Below are 14,379 nucleotides of genomic sequence, written 5' to 3'. Positions count from 1 at the left end.
GTGGCAAGCGCAAGCCTCTGCACATTTTGGAAGAATGACCTTGCGATTTATCGTAGATGCGCTAGTGGCAGCGGGCCTTCCCGCTTCAACGCGGTCAGCACGATATTGGACCGGATGCTCTCCACGCCCGGCACGCGCATCAGTTTCTTCATCGTGAATTCCGCCAGCGTGGGCAGGTCCGCCACCACCACGCGCACCAGATAGTCGGCTTCGCCGGCCACCGAATAGCACTCCTGCACTTCTTCGAGCAGCAGGATCTCTTCGCGGAAGCGCTCGATGATGGTGTCGCCGTGATGGGCCAGCTTGACGCTGATAAAGACCAGCACGCCCAGCCCCAGCGCCTGCAGCGACAGGTTCACCCGATAGCCAGTGATCACGCCGTCCGCTTCCAGCCGGGCCAGGCGCCGTCCAACCTGGCTTGGCGACAGGTGCACGCGCTCGGCCAGCTGCTGGTGCGTGGATCGTCCGTCGGCTTGCAGCGCCGCCAGCAGGGCGAGGTCGTAGGGGTCGAAGTCGGCTTGATTCATATGCGCAGAAATCCCGCAGTTAGGCGTCTCAATATGCGGATTATATGCACCGTATGCACAAAGATCGGCCATTTTGCGGCCTGTTTGCGTCGTCCCATCGCTAGACTGTGCATAAATTCCGCATCACATCATAATTTCTTGGAGACGCCACCATGACACCCTCGGCCGCCGCACAGGAACCCGGCAACTTTGCCGGCACGATGACCGAGAAGCTGCGCGAGCAATTTGCCGCAGGCCTGTTGTCGGGCCAGCAGTTGCGCCCCGACTTCACCATCGCGCAGCCGGTGCATCGCTATACCGACACCGACCATGCAATGTGGCGCAAGCTGTACGACCGCCAGGCGTCGATGCTGCAGGGCCGGGTCTGCGATGAATTCCTGCAGGGTCTGGCGACGCTCGGCATGGAGCGCGACCGGGTGCCCGAGTTCGATCAGCTCAACGAGACGCTGATGCGCGCCACGGGCTGGCAGGTGGTGGCCGTGCCCGGACTGGTGCCCGACGAGGTGTTTTTCGAGCATCTGGCCAATCGTCGCTTTCCGGCCAGCTGGTGGATGCGCAAGCCCGAGCAGATCGACTACCTGCAGGAGCCCGATTGCTTCCACGACGTCTTCGGGCATGTGCCGTTGCTGATCAACCCGGTGTTTGCCGACTACATGGAGGCATATGGCAAGGGCGGCCTGAAAGCGGCCGGACTCGGCGCACTGGACATGCTGGCGCGCCTGTACTGGTACACCGTCGAGTTCGGCCTGATCCGCACGCCGCAGGGTTTGCGCATCTTTGGCGCCGGGATCTTGTCCAGCCAGGGCGAATCGATCTACAGCCTCGATTCGGCCAGCCCCAACCGCATCGGCTTCGACCTGCACCGGATCATGCGGACGCGCTACCGCATCGACACGTTCCAGAAAACGTACTTCGTGATCGACAGCTTCGAACAACTGTTCGACGCCACGCGGCCCGATTTCACCCCGCTGTACCCGCAACTGCGCGCGTTGCCGACACTGGGCGCCGGCGATATTGCCGAGGGCGATCGCGTGATCCACGCCGGCAACCGCGAAGGTTGGGGCGACAGCGACGACATCTGAGCCATCGGTCGGATTTCATCCGTTGTGAAACAATGCCGCCATGCCCGGCCCACAGTTCCGGGCGGGCCGGCATTTGTCGAATTCTTTCCATAGATCAGCCCACACCATGACTCCTCTTTCGCAAGAAGCCCGCGCGAGCCTGCTCGCCGCACTGCCCGGCTGGACGCCTGTCCAGGACCGCGACGCCATCCAAAAATCGTTCCGCTTTGCCGATTTCAACGCCGCCTTCGGCTTCATGACCCGCGTGGCGCTGCGCGCCGACAAGGTGGACCACCACCCCGAGTGGTTCAACGTGTACAACCGCGTCGACATCACTTTGTCCACGCACGATGCCAACGGCCTGACCCAGCGAGATATCGACCTGGCCACCTTTATCGAAGCGGCCGCGGCGGGTCTGGCGCGCGAATGATGGCAAGTCTGGCGGCCCATTTGCAAGCTGTCAGGCAACTGAAAGGCTGACGCCAAAACTGTCGGTACAATCAGCATCATTGTTACAACACCGGCATCGCTAAATCAGCGATGTCACAGTCCGCCATGCGAATCCTGCTGATCGAAGACGACCTCCAAATCGCCAGCGGCGTAAAGGCCGGGCTGACCAGCGCCAGCCACGAGGTGTCCGTGGTTCACGACGGCGTGTACGCCACCGAGCATCTGCTGCGCGAGCAGCACGACCTGGTCATCCTCGACCTGGGGCTGCCCGGCATCGACGGCATGACGCTGCTGGCACGCTACCGCGCGCGCAACCGCACGACCCCGGTGCTGATCCTCAGCGCGCGCGACGAACTCGAAGACAAGCTGTCGGGGCTCAATGCCGGCGCCGACGACTATCTGGTAAAGCCTTTCGCGCTGCCCGAACTGGAAGCGCGCGTGCGCGTGCTGCAGCGGCGCAGCCAGCATGGCGAAGCCGCGCCCGAGCGCGATATCCGCCTGGGACGCCTGCGCCTGTCGGGCAACGATCGCCGCATGTTTATCGACGGTCGCCCGCTGGAATTGTCCCCGCGCGAATTCGCCGTGCTGGAACTGCTGCTGCGCCGCCAGGGCCGCGTGGTCAGCAAGGCACAGCTGCAGGACCATCTGGCCACCTTTGCGCACCCGGCCGGTGAAGGCGGCGATACGGTGGGCGATACCGCGATCGAGGTCTATGTGCACCGTGTGCGCAAGAAGCTCGAGGAGGCCGACGTGGAGATCGTCACTGTGCGCGGTTTCGGCTACCTGCTGCAGATCCGTGCCGGCCACTGAGCCCTTCCCCTGTCGCCCGCGTGATGGCGGGCGGCCCTGCCCGAAGTCCTGATCCCCATGCCGCCGCGTTCGCCATCCTCATCCGCTCAGCCCGGCGAGCCTTCCGCCACGGGCAAGCGTCTGCGTGGCGGCTTCGGCTGGGGACAGCGCGTCCAGGCCGCGGCACGTCATCCGTCCAACCAGAGTCTGCGCGTGCATCTGCTGCGCGCGCTGGCCACGCCGCTGTTCGCGCTGGTGCTGACCAGCGGATCGCTGTCGTACTGGCTTGCCGCCCACTACACCACGCAGGTGTTCGACCGGGCGCTCTACGGCGTCGCCAACAATATCGCCCAGCAGATCCGCATTGCCGGACCGCGCCTGGAACAGGACATCCCGGCCATCGCGCAGACGCTGGTGGAAGCGGAGGGATCCGATCGCATCTACTGGCGCATCCATGGCCCCGACGGGCTGATTGGCGGCATGGATACGTGGCTCGGCTACGGCACCGGCCAGACCACACTGCACGACGCGCGGCTGTTCTATGCCTGGTTCAGCGGCCGGCAGGTGCGCGCGGTGCGGCTGCCGGTGAACCTGCCCAGCACCGCCTCCGATGAACTGGGCACCACCGCCGAAGCGCAGGTGCCGCGCGGGCCGATCGTGGTCGAAGTGGCCGAACTGCTCGACCGCCGCGAAACCGCCGCCAACGAGATCCTGTTGTCCGTGTCCGTACCGCTGATCCTGCTGTTGCTGGTGGGCAGCCTGATCCTGTCGCACGTGCTCAAGGAAGAACTGGTGCCGTTGCAAATCCTGGCCGACAAGCTCAACCGGCAGACCGCGCGGTCGCTGGCAGCGCTGGACGAAAGCCAGGTGCCCGCCGAGATGGAACCGCTGATTCGCGCGCAGAACGCGCTGTTGTCGCGCCTGCGCGATGCACTCGATGCGCAGCGCAAGTTCATCGCCGACGCCGCGCACCAGTTGCGCACGCCGCTTACGGCGGTGAAGCTGCACGCCGACCGCGCCGTGCTGGCCGATTCGCTCGACGTGGCGCGCCACGCGCTGCGCGAAGTGCAGACCGCGGCGGATCGTGCCGTGCGTCTGTCGAACCAGTTGCTGTCACTGGCGCGCGCCGAGCCCGGCCTGTCGCTCGATCGGCTCGGCCCGGTGGAATATTTCGATCTGGCGGAACTGGCTTTCGAAATCGGTGCGGAATGGGTGCCGCAGGCGCTGGCGCGCCATATCGACCTGGGCTTCGAAGTGTTGCCCGGCCCCACCTTCACGGGTGGCGCACCGGCCATGGTGCGCGGCAATCGGCTGCTGATGCGCGAGGCGCTGTCCAACCTGATCGACAACGCGGTGAAATACGTGCCCGCGGGCGGCCGCATTACCGTGCGCGCCGGCGGCGAGGCGATCGGTCACCGCGGCATGGCCGTGGTGATGATCGAGGACAACGGCCCCGGCATTCCGCACGCGCGCCGCGAGGAGGTCTTCAAGCGGTTTTTCCGGGGCGACCATACGCCCGGCACGCCGGCCACCCAGGCGGCCCCCAGCGGCGCGGGGCTGGGTTTGGCGATCGTGCATGAGATCGTCACGCTGCATCAGGGCACGATTCGCATCGAAGATGTGCCCGCTTCGGCGCTACAAGCTGCGGCGGCCGTTGCAGCGGGTGTCGACGGAGACGCCGCTGCCGAGCCGGCAACGCGGCGTCCTGGCATGCGTTTTGTGATCCGAATCCCGTGCGAGGCGCCTGGCACGGCGGCGGTGTGAGCGGGCCGGGATGCCACCCTCTGGGCGTCTGAGCAGAGCCCTGCGTGGCTCGGGCGCCGCCGCATCGGCAATCGCCCGGCCAGCCTGCGAAGCGCCGCGTCCGTGACGGCTAGCGCTTGTCCTTAGGCGCCAGCATGGTGCCGCGGCAGTTGGGGCTACCGCAGCGGCATGCGTATTCCTGCTTCAGCTTCTTCGTATAGCGCGCGTCGATGACGAGGCCATAGTCGTAGAACAATTCCTCGCCCGCGGCGATATCGCGCAGCGCGTGGATGAACACCCGGCCCTTTTTCTCGCGCGCTTCGCAGTTGGGCTCGCAGGCGTGGTTGATCCAGCGCGCCCGGTTGCCACCGAACTTGGCGTCGATCACATTGCCGTCGTCCAAACTGAAATAGAACGTGTGATTCGGATCGGCGGGATCGTGCGGATGGCGCTTGAGCGCTTCCTTCCACGAAATGTGCTCGCCCTTGTACTCGATCACGCGCTCGCCTTCTGCAATCGCGCCAATCGCGTATACCCCCTTGCCATGCACGCCCGACTGACGCACCTCGATGCGGTCGCTGGCGCTCTTCTTTTTGCCCGACTTCTTTTCCTTGGCGTCCTTGGCCTTGTCCGACATGTGCTGAATTTCCCGTGTGCGGTGGATGGGCCGGTCCAGTCCGGCGCGAACCGGATGATACCTGTGCGCAAGTGACAGGTATACGTGCGCGCCACGTATACCGATGTGGATAACCACGCCTGTTTCTGTGGATAAGCACGCGGGTTTGGTGTGGGCTGCCTGGGGCTGAGCTGGGGACGGGACGGGAACAAGTTTGAAGGTATACGTCCACCCCCTCGACCAAAAGCATGAGTCATCCACGCCACCCAACAATTGCTCCCGGACTTTCCTGTATACGTAAACGCTTGATCGGATTGACGTATACGCGGTTATCCACAGAAACCGGGCTGGTTTACCTATCACTACTATTTGTATACATGAAAAGAAGATGTAAACCGTACGGATGAGCACCGCCGGAGTGGACGTATACCTCCGTCGCAAATCGGTTTCGATAATTTTTGTCGCGATGAAAAAATAAGCAGCGATGGCAATGCCCGCGCCGATGCGGATCGACATCGGGCGATGCATGCAGCGATGCGGCTCGCATCGGAATCGCTGCCAGTGACGCAGGGCAAGTGACCGGAGGTATACGCCGGCTTACCTTAAATCGCCGTCATGACCTCTCAGGCGCACTCAGAGCGCTTTTGACCGCGTATACGTCCCCCGGCATCTCCAGGCGTCATTAGCCGCGTCCAGGCGGTATACGTGGCTCTGGTGGCCCTCTCGCCTCGCTGGCGCGTATCGGCATCGCGGTCGCGGCGGCGCGTATACGTCGCCAACGCCTCGCCAACACTCGTCAACAGCCTCGCCGAACGACCATGCAAAACCCGCCAAGCGCGCGCTGGCGCGGCCTGGCGGCAAACGTCGGTAACAAACTGTTCCCGGTGCGGCTTGCCCGACACGGTATGATGTGGCCCGCGGCGTTTTTGCCGGAGCGGCTTCTGACGGAGCCGGCCGGCGTGGACGTCAGTGTTTTTTCAACTCGATACGGAGTGAAGCATGACGAAAACCGAACTGATCGACGCGATCGCAGCTGGCGTGGACGGTCTGACCAAGGCCAAGGCCGAGCAAGCGCTGAACGTGACCCTGGGCGCCATCATGGACGCCGTGGCCAAGGGCGAAACGCTGAGCCTGATCGGCTTTGGTACCTTCAGCAAGGGCGAGCGCGGCGAGCGCATGGCCCGCAACCCGCGCACCGGCGAAGAAATCAAGGTGGAAGCTGCGAAGACCGTGAAGTTCAAGGCGGGCCAGAAGTTCAAGGACGCCGTCAACCAGTAATGACGACGGGCACGCAGTTGCGCCCGTTTCGTATGACCCCGCCGTGCCGCCGCCCCAGCCCGAAAGCGGCGCAGGTGCGCAGCGCGCGGGGACGTTATCCACACCCATCCGCCGGCAGTCCCGCGCGGAAAATCACACCGCTGCCAGCGCCACTTCAGAGGCCTTCGGCGGCGACCCAAGAATGTCATTCGCGCTTGGCGCATCAAGGCTTTGCGCGATTTAGAGATCCCCGGGCCCGAGATGCTGTCCCGCTTGTTGCCGCGTAGATTTCCACAGCGTTATTCACAACGCTTTCCACACCTGGTTCCACAACGTTCTCCACAGGCGCGCAGACACGCGTGGCAGGCCCTCGCGTGCGCGGCGGCGCTGGCCGTGTTGGGCGGTTGCACCACATCGCCACCGCGCACCGCGCGCCCGCAGGCGATACCGCTGCCCGACCATGAGCACGTTGCAACAGCCCCGGGTGCCACGCAGCGCGAGCGCATCGTCGACATTGCTATGCAGGAATGGCGCAAATGGGGCAGCCAGGTCGTGCACATCGGACGCGACGACAGCGCATGCGTGACGCAAAGCCCGCTGCCCGCCCCGCAGGCCGCGCCTTCGCCCAGCGCCGACGGCACCGCAGCAACCGGCCGGGGCTCGGCCGATGTGGATATGGATGAGAATGGCCAATCTGCCGATTGCCTGCGGTTTCCCGATGGCACGGGCATGGAAGCCACGCCGAGCGGCTGCCGGATGGCGCAGCGCTACTGGGCCATCGTCGGCGAAGCACCCGATTGCCGCCAGATCACGCAGGGCGCGTGGGCGTGGTCGGCCGTGTTCATTTCGTGGGTCATGCGCAAGGCCGGCCTCGACAACGATCAATTTCTGACCGGACAATCGCATTCGATGTACGTGGTGGACGCGCGCGACGGCATCCTGCCGCGCCCCGCTTTCCATATCGAGCCGCTGCCCGCCGTGCCGCGTCCCGGCGACCTGATTTGCGCGGGCCGCGGGCGCGACAAGTACCTGTCGGATCCGTCCGAAGTCGGTTTTGGCACGACGCCGATGCATTGCGACATCGTGGTGGCGGTCGATACGACCGCTGGCGTGGTGAAGGCGATTGGCGGCAACGTCCAGCAATCCGTGTCGATGGACGAGATCGAACTGAACGATGCGGGGCAACTCGACGGCTTCACCAATTCCCATCTGCCGTGGCTGCTGATCATGCGCAACGATCTGCAGTAGGACTGGCCCACTGGCCCACCGGCCGCGCACCGTCCCGTCCGATTAGATACCTCCGGTTGATTCTCTCCATCGCCCGGCTGCATTGACCGGCCTGGCGCGGCGCGGAACACTGCGCGATCGGTTTTTTGTCGATCGTCCACATGTCCGCGCCCGCCCTTGCCAACCCGCTACAAACCCCCGATATCGCCCGCCGGCTGGTTGCCGAAGCACTGGGTACGGCGTTGCTGATCGCCATCGTGGTGGGTTCGGGCATCCGCGCGGAACGGCTTGCCGCGGGCGATATCGCGCTGGCGCTGCTGTGCAATGCGCTGGCCACCGGTGCCGGCCTGGTGGCGCTGCTGGTGTCGCTGGGGCCCGTGTCGGGCGGCCATTTCAATCCTGTCGTCACCCTTTCCCAGCTTGTGCAGGGCGCGTTGTCGCCGCGCGCGGCAGTCGCTTATGTGTCGGCGCAACTGACCGGCGCGGTGCTCGGCGTGATGGCGGCCCACGCGATGTTCGGCCTGCCGCTGCTGTCGATGTCCATGCAGATGCGCACGGGCGCGCCGATGTGGTGGAGCGAATGTGTCGCCTCGTTCGGGCTGATCGGCTTAGGCCTGGCCACCGGCCGACGCCGGCCGGCGCTGGTGCCATTCGTGGTGGCCGGCTACATCACGGCGGGCTACTGGTTCACCGCCTCCACGTCGTTCGCCAACCCGGCGTTGACCATCGCGTGCGCGCTCACGAATACCTTTACCGGTATTCGCATGATCGATGTTCCGATGTTTATCGTCACACAGATAATTGGTGCGGTGAATGCCACGCTGCTTTTCGACTGGCTCTGCCCCCGGCCGGTGGGCGATGAGAGCCGCCCGGCGCGCGGCTGGCCGCTGGCGGCCGCCCCGACTACCAGCGCCGATTGAGCTGGACGCCGAAGATCGATCCGCTGGCTTGCGTTGCCCAGGCGTCGGCCGGAGCGGCGAACGTGATGCCGTCGACGTCGTTGGCGCGGCTGTAGGTGTAGAACGCGCGCAGGTTGGCATTGCCGGTGGACTTGCCCAGCGTCAGCGTCGGCGCGACGGTGAACGCGGTGCGTTGACCACCCACGCCAAACCCCGAGGAAATCTGGTCGTGCGCCACCTCGAAGGTTAGCTTGAACTGGTCGTTGGCCACGAAGGCCGGCCGCACGCGCGTGGCGGCCCATTGCAGCGTGCCGATATTCGAATGATCGAGTTGCAGGCTCGATTCCACCGACCCCGCCAGGCCGGAGCGCCCTTTCCATTCCATCGATTCGGCCACGCGTACCCGCTGCAGCGCCGCACCCATGCCCGAATAGCCGGTCATTGCCACGCGCGACCCTTGCCCGTACTGGAATCCCAGGCGATTGGTGCCGAACAGCACGCCCTTTTGCTCGTGCATTGCCGACGCCCACCACGCGCTGCCGGTGTCCTCGATCTGCTGCAGCGGCTCCACGCGCGTAAAGCCGAGCTGCACCGAACCCTTTTCATTGGTGCCGATCGGCGCGGTGCGGATCGAGTGATAGCTGGGCAGCTTGGCGCCATTGAGGTCGTTGCGCGCGGTGTATTGATAACTCAAGCCGAAATCACCCAGCTTGGCGTTGTCCACGCCAAACCTCATCGACGGCGAATTCGGTGGCAGCAGCCCCGAAGACATCAGGAACGGACTGCTCTCGCGCCGCCCGGCCCACACGCTGGCCTCGTCCAGCACGGCGAGCCCGGACAAGCCGCTGACTGACGTATAGAAGTTGGGCACCAGCGCGTAAGGATCGACCGCCGCCGCGTTGCCGTTGATCGACGTGGCATCGGTGCCCTTGGCCTGCGCGATCAGTTGTACCTGCGTGCCGCCGCCGATATCCACCAGCGACTCGCGGATCTTGACCTCGCCGGTACTGGTGCAGGCCAGGCCCCGGCCAAATCCTGCCGACGGCGTGCCGCCGCCGACACAGGCGCGCTGCTTGCCCGAACGATCTTCCACCGCGGCGCGGCCGCTGTAGCCCATTCGCCACACCGAATCGCCGGCGGGATCGTCGGCCGGCAACTGCGAACGCAACACGGGCGGCGCGTCCGATGGCGTTTCCTGCGCGCTGGCATCGGCGGCGCCGGCCACTGCCGACGGCGGATCGGCCTGCGCGGGGAACTGGCCGAGCCGATGCGGAAACAGCACCAGCGGCGGCGGAGGTGGTGGGGGCGGCGCGAGGGAATCGGGCGGGCCGATGAAATCCGGATTGGCGACGTCAGGACTGGCGCCCGCCACGGTCGATGCGCCAGGCGCATCAGGGGACGCGGCGCCATGGGATGGCGCTTCGGGTACCGCCTGAGTTGGGGAAGTCTGGACCGCCTGCGCCGTTGAGTCAGCGCTGGCCGCACTATCGGGCTTGGCCGCCTTCGTATCGGCGACGGCAGCCGCCTGGATCAGATCCGCCAGCGGATCGGACGCCGCGCCGGCGGTTGGTACTGTCGCCGCCGTCGCGCTCGCTGCAGGCGAGGCAGCCGATGATCCTGCCGCGGAAGGCAATCCGGTATCAGGCGCGCCCGGCTGGCCGCTGGCCAGCGCCGAGGTCGCGGCGGGCGCGCCGGTCTGCGCGATCCGTGGCGGCGGCGTCACCAGCCCGCCCGATTGCGCGCATGCGCCCACACCCCACGCGGCCAGGACGGCAAACGCAAGACGGCGACGGGCGAACAGGCGGGCGGAAAACGGCACGGATTGCAGCATTGGAGGCGTACGACACCGGCATCACAGAGCCGGGGAGTCAGGTTGTATCAGGCGTAGTAATTGACCGCAAGCCGGGTTACAAAATCCATCAACTCACGTCAAAAGCGTGCGAATTCTCACATTGCGAAACCGCGCATGCGCGGAGCGGGCACCACTTTCAAGCATGGCGCGAAACCGTTGCAGAAGTGCGAATGACTAGCGAAAACCCCCATCCGTGTGGGGCTCCGTGCCCAAAATGCCGCCGCTATAATCGACCGACCTGTCTGCCGGGAAACACATCGGGGTAAGGCAGCCGTGCATACATATCAATAAAAGAGGAGATGTCCATGGAACGTCGTTCCTTCCTGTTGAAAGCCTCGGCAGTGGCCGCCACCGGCGCGCTGGCAGCCTGTGGCAAGGAAGAAAAGCCCGCCGCGCCCGCCGCATCGGCCAGCGCTCCGGCAGCGCCTGCGGTGGTAGGCAGCAATCCCGCCGTCGAATGGCGCCTGGCGTCGAGTTTCCCGAAATCCCTCGACACGATCTATGGCGGCGCCGAGCTGCTGTCGCAGCGGGTCAAGGAACTGACCGACGGCAAATTCAACATCAAGGTGTTTGCCGCTGGTGAAATCGTGCCAGGCCTGCAGGTGCTGGACGCGGTGCAGAACCAGACGGTGCAGATCGGACACACCGCCGGCTACTACTACTTCGGCAAGAACCCGACGCTGTGCTTCGACACGACGATCCCGTTCGGTCTGACCGCTCGCCAGCAGAACGCCTGGATGATGCAGGGCAACGGCATGAAGCTGATGCGAGAGTTCTTCAAGGAATACAACGTCGTCAACTTCATGGGCGGCAATACCAACGCGCAGATGGGCGGCTGGTTCCGCAAGGAAATCAAGACCGTGGCCGACCTGCAGGGCTTGAAGTACCGCGTCGCCGGTTTTGCCGGCGTGGTGCTGGCGCGCCTGGGTGTGGTGCCGCAGCAGATCGCCGGCGGCGACATCTACCCCGCGCTGGAAAAAGGCACGATCGACGCGGCCGAATGGGTCGGTCCGTACGATGATGAAAAGCTCGGCTTCTACAAGGTGGCCCCGTACTACTACTACCCGGGCTGGTGGGAAGGCAGCGCCCAGCTGTCGTTCTATGCCTCGGCGCCCGAGTACGAAAAGCTGCCGCAGCTGTACAAGCGCGCGCTGGAAACGGCGACCATCGAAGCTCACACCAACATGATGGCCAAGTACGACACCGTGAACCCGCAGGCGCTGGCGCGTCTGCTGGAAAACGGCGTGAAGCTGCGCCCGTTCTCGAAGGAGATCATGGAGGCGTGCTTCAAGGCCACGCAGGAAGCCTACGCCGACGAAACCGCCAAGAATCCGTCGTTCAAGAAGATCTTCGACGACTGGCGCGTGTTCCGTAACAACGAAGCCGCCTGGTTCAACGTCGCCGAGCAGGCCTTCGCGCAGTTCAGCTACGCGCGCAAGCTGTAAGCGCCGCAAGCGTATTGTCAGTGGCGTCCTCTCCCCGCGTGGGAGAGGCGCGTCGCGAGGGCCGCGCTCCTAAAAAGGGGTGTCCGCTGTGGCATCCGCAGCGGCATCCATCGTCCGCTAATGGACGTTCCCGATGGTCGCATCGCATTTCCACGCGGCAGCCCCACGCCCGTGCGACCGTCCCGGTAGAATCCGCCCACCACCGGACATCTACCCGGCACATCCCATGCAACTTGGCATTTTCTACGCCCTGCTGGCGTACATCATCTGGGGCCTGCTGCCTCTCTATATCAAATCGCTGCACGGCGTGGCGCCGCTGGAAATCCTGCTGCACCGGATGGTGTGGTCACTGGTTTTCCTCGGTGCGATCCTGCTGTGGCGCCGGCATTTCGGCTGGCTGCGCGAGGTGGCGGCCAAGCCGCGGCTGATCCTGAACTTTGCCGCCAGCGCGGGTTTGCTGTGCTGTAACTGGTTCCTCTATATCTGGGCGGTGTCGGCCGACCGGGTGGTCGACGCCAGCCTGGGCTACTTCATCAATCCGCTGTTCAGTGTGCTGCTGGGCGTGCTGTTGCTGCATGAGCGGCTGCGGCCCGGGCAATGGCTATCGATCGCGATCGCGGCGGGGGGCGTGTTCTGGCTGACGTGGTCGGCCGGGCAGTTGCCGTGGATCGCGCTGGGACTGGCGGCGTCGTTCGGCGGCTACGGGCTGCTGCGCAAGACCGGCGCGCTCGGTGCGCTCGAAGGGTTGTCGCTGGAAACGCTGATCCTGTTCCCGCTGGCGGCGATCGCGCTGGGCATGCTGTTCTTCACCGGGCACGACACCACGCGCGCCGCAGCGCCGGGTACGCAGTTGCTGTTGCTGCTGGCCGGCCCGGTCACGGCCGTGCCGCTGCTGTTCTTCGCGGCCGGTGCACGCCGGATTCCGTTGTCTCTGCTGGGATTGCTGCAATACGCCGGCCCCACCATTCAGTTGTTGCTGGGGATCTGGCTTTATCACGAACCGTTTTCCGCGCAAAAGCAGATCGGCTACGCGCTGATCTGGGTGTCACTGGCGATCTATGCGATCGAAGGGTTGGTCGTCAGCCGGATGACGCAGAAACAGGCCGCGGTTATTGATGTGAAGAATTGAATATTTCCAAAAATCTAGCGTTAAATTCTTCTGTCATATAGTTGGGCGGATCTGATCGCGGCTACCATTCCGAAAACAGCCGTGGTCGCACTATACTGTACGTTTATACAGTATTCGCGCGCCCTTTCCCTCATGTCTGTTCCCGCCAGGCGTATTGCCCACCTCGACATGGACGCCTTCTATGCGTCCGTGGAACTGTTGCGCTATCCGGATCTGCGCGGGCAGGCGGTGGTGATCGGCGGCGGGCGCAATGCGGTACCCGAGGTGTTGTCCGACGGCTCGCGCCGTTACGCGCGCCTGCGCAACTATGCGGGGCGCGGCGTAGTGACGACTTCGACCTACGAGGCCCGCGCGCTCGGCGTGTTTTCTGCCATGGGCATGATGAAGGCCGCCAAGCTGGCGCCCGATGCCATTCTGCTGCCGACCGATTTCGATGCTTACCGGCGCTACTCGGGCCTGTTCAAGGCGGCAGTCCGAACATTCACGACACAAATAGAAGATCGCGGCATCGATGAGATTTATATCGATCTCACGAATGTTCCGGGCGAGATGTGCGAGGTGGCGGCCAACATCAAGGCGGCCGTGCACGACGCCACCGGGCTGACCTGCTCGATCTGTGTCGCGCCCAACAAGCTGCTGGCCAAAATCGGCTCCGAACTGGACAAGCCAGACGGCCTGACGATCCTCACGCCCGCCGACATCCCGGTCCGCGTCTGGCCGCTGCCGGCGCGCAAGGTCAACGGCATCGGTCCCAAGGCGGCCGAAAAGCTCTCGGCGATCGGCATCGAGACCGTGGGTGACCTCGCCGAAGCGGACCTCGCGCTGCTGCAGACACACTTTGGCCGCAACTACGCGGCGTGGCTGGTCGAAGTGGCTCACGGCCGCGACGAGCGGCAGGTCGTGGTGGCGTCGGAACCGAAGTCGATGAGCCGCGAGACCACCTTCGAGCGCGACCTGCATCCGCGCGCCGATCGTCCGCTGTTGTCGGAGCAGTTCACCCAGCTTTGCATGCGCGTGGCCGATGATCTGCGGCGCAAGGGTTACGTTGGACGCACCGTGGGCATCAAGCTGCGTTTCGACGACTTTCACACGGTGACGCGCGACCTGACGCTGACCGCCCATACTGCCGATGGCGCGATGATCCGCCGCGGCGCCACCGAATGCCTGAAGCGGATTTCGCTGGAACGCCGTATCCGGCTGCTGGGCGTGCGCGTCAGCGCCCTGCTGCCGGCCGGAGAACAGGGCGACGATCCGGCACCGGTGCAGGAAGCGTTTCATTTCGATGACGACTGAGCGGCGATGACCGCGCGGCGGCCTCCGCGCTGCGCCCGCTGCCGCGATCAACCGCGCCGCACCGGCGAGATGCGGCGCTGCCGCGGGAAAC

Annotated in this window: 13 protein-coding genes; 10 read left to right on the top strand and 3 right to left on the bottom strand. The window is 64.9% G+C overall.

Annotated elements, in window-relative coordinates; translation table 11 throughout:
* Window positions 1-47 precede the first annotated feature (47 nt).
* On the bottom strand, window positions 48-527 hold the full coding sequence (locus AC1RKI_RS03920) for an Lrp/AsnC family transcriptional regulator (protein ID WP_061958586.1): 480 nt from the start codon (window positions 525-527) through the stop codon (window positions 48-50).
* Between the two features lie 152 nt (window positions 528-679).
* Here AC1RKI_RS03920 and phhA point away from each other — a divergent pair, with 152 nt between their 5' ends.
* The 4 genes from phhA (at window position 680) to AC1RKI_RS03900 (ending at window position 4,591) form a co-directional block, all read left to right on the top strand.
* Window positions 680-1,609, top strand: coding sequence for a phenylalanine 4-monooxygenase (gene phhA / locus AC1RKI_RS03915; RefSeq protein WP_492793757.1), 930 nt, complete (start codon window positions 680-682; stop codon window positions 1,607-1,609).
* 106 nt (window positions 1,610-1,715) lie between these two features.
* Complete coding sequence (locus AC1RKI_RS03910) at window positions 1,716-2,018, top strand: 4a-hydroxytetrahydrobiopterin dehydratase (protein ID WP_061958584.1); 303 nt, start codon at window positions 1,716-1,718, stop codon at window positions 2,016-2,018.
* 125 nt (window positions 2,019-2,143) lie between these two features.
* Window positions 2,144-2,848, top strand: coding sequence for a response regulator transcription factor (locus AC1RKI_RS03905; protein WP_061958583.1), 705 nt, complete (start codon window positions 2,144-2,146; stop codon window positions 2,846-2,848).
* A gap of 57 nt (window positions 2,849-2,905) precedes the next feature.
* Window positions 2,906-4,591 carry a sensor histidine kinase gene (locus tag AC1RKI_RS03900; RefSeq protein ID WP_492793760.1) on the top strand — a complete coding sequence of 562 codons (1,686 nt, stop codon included), beginning with the start codon at window positions 2,906-2,908 and terminating at the stop codon, window positions 4,589-4,591.
* A gap of 109 nt (window positions 4,592-4,700) precedes the next feature.
* Here AC1RKI_RS03900 and AC1RKI_RS03895 read toward each other — a convergent pair whose 3' ends face one another.
* The gene (locus AC1RKI_RS03895; RefSeq protein WP_061958581.1) at window positions 4,701-5,207 is read right to left on the bottom strand and encodes an SET domain-containing protein; all 507 of its coding nucleotides are present in this window, start codon (window positions 5,205-5,207) and stop codon (window positions 4,701-4,703) included.
* Between the two features lie 978 nt (window positions 5,208-6,185).
* Here AC1RKI_RS03895 and AC1RKI_RS03890 point away from each other — a divergent pair.
* The 3 genes from AC1RKI_RS03890 to AC1RKI_RS03880 all read left to right on the top strand — a co-directional run bounded on the left by AC1RKI_RS03890 (window position 6,186) and on the right by AC1RKI_RS03880 (window position 8,590).
* Window positions 6,186-6,464 (top strand): HU family DNA-binding protein, encoded by a 279-nt coding sequence (locus AC1RKI_RS03890; RefSeq protein WP_008640984.1) that lies wholly within the window; start codon window positions 6,186-6,188, stop codon window positions 6,462-6,464.
* 240 nt (window positions 6,465-6,704) lie between these two features.
* Window positions 6,705-7,691 carry a DUF2272 domain-containing protein gene (locus AC1RKI_RS03885; RefSeq protein ID WP_492793763.1) on the top strand — a complete coding sequence of 329 codons (987 nt, stop codon included), beginning with the start codon at window positions 6,705-6,707 and terminating at the stop codon, window positions 7,689-7,691.
* 140 nt (window positions 7,692-7,831) lie between these two features.
* Window positions 7,832-8,590, top strand: a complete 759-nt coding sequence (locus AC1RKI_RS03880) for an aquaporin (RefSeq protein WP_227458733.1) — start codon at window positions 7,832-7,834, stop codon at window positions 8,588-8,590.
* Here AC1RKI_RS03880 and AC1RKI_RS03875 read toward each other — a convergent pair.
* Window positions 8,574-10,400 carry a carbohydrate porin gene (locus tag AC1RKI_RS03875; protein WP_492793765.1) on the bottom strand — a complete coding sequence of 609 codons (1,827 nt, stop codon included), beginning with the start codon at window positions 10,398-10,400 and terminating at the stop codon, window positions 8,574-8,576. The two genes, AC1RKI_RS03880 and AC1RKI_RS03875, sit on opposite strands and share 17 nt — an antisense overlap.
* 326 nt (window positions 10,401-10,726) lie before the next feature.
* On the opposite strand from AC1RKI_RS03875, the gene AC1RKI_RS03870 reads away from it, so the two are divergent.
* From AC1RKI_RS03870 to dinB, 3 genes are all read left to right on the top strand, one after another.
* Entirely contained in the window at window positions 10,727-11,866 is a 1,140-nt protein-coding gene (locus tag AC1RKI_RS03870) for a TRAP transporter substrate-binding protein (protein ID WP_061958577.1), read from the top strand.
* A gap of 226 nt (window positions 11,867-12,092) precedes the next feature.
* Entirely contained in the window at window positions 12,093-12,995 is a 903-nt protein-coding gene (rarD, locus tag AC1RKI_RS03865; protein WP_492793767.1) for an EamA family transporter RarD, read from the top strand.
* A gap of 132 nt (window positions 12,996-13,127) precedes the next feature.
* Complete coding sequence (dinB, locus tag AC1RKI_RS03860; protein WP_492793769.1) at window positions 13,128-14,288, top strand: DNA polymerase IV; 1,161 nt, start codon at window positions 13,128-13,130, stop codon at window positions 14,286-14,288.
* The last annotated feature ends 91 nt before the right edge of the window (window positions 14,289-14,379 follow it).

Source organism: Cupriavidus sp. GW822-FHT06G04, from assembly GCF_058799075.1.
Note: the sequence above shows the minus strand (reverse complement) of the source record. Positions and strands in the feature narration are given on the sequence as shown.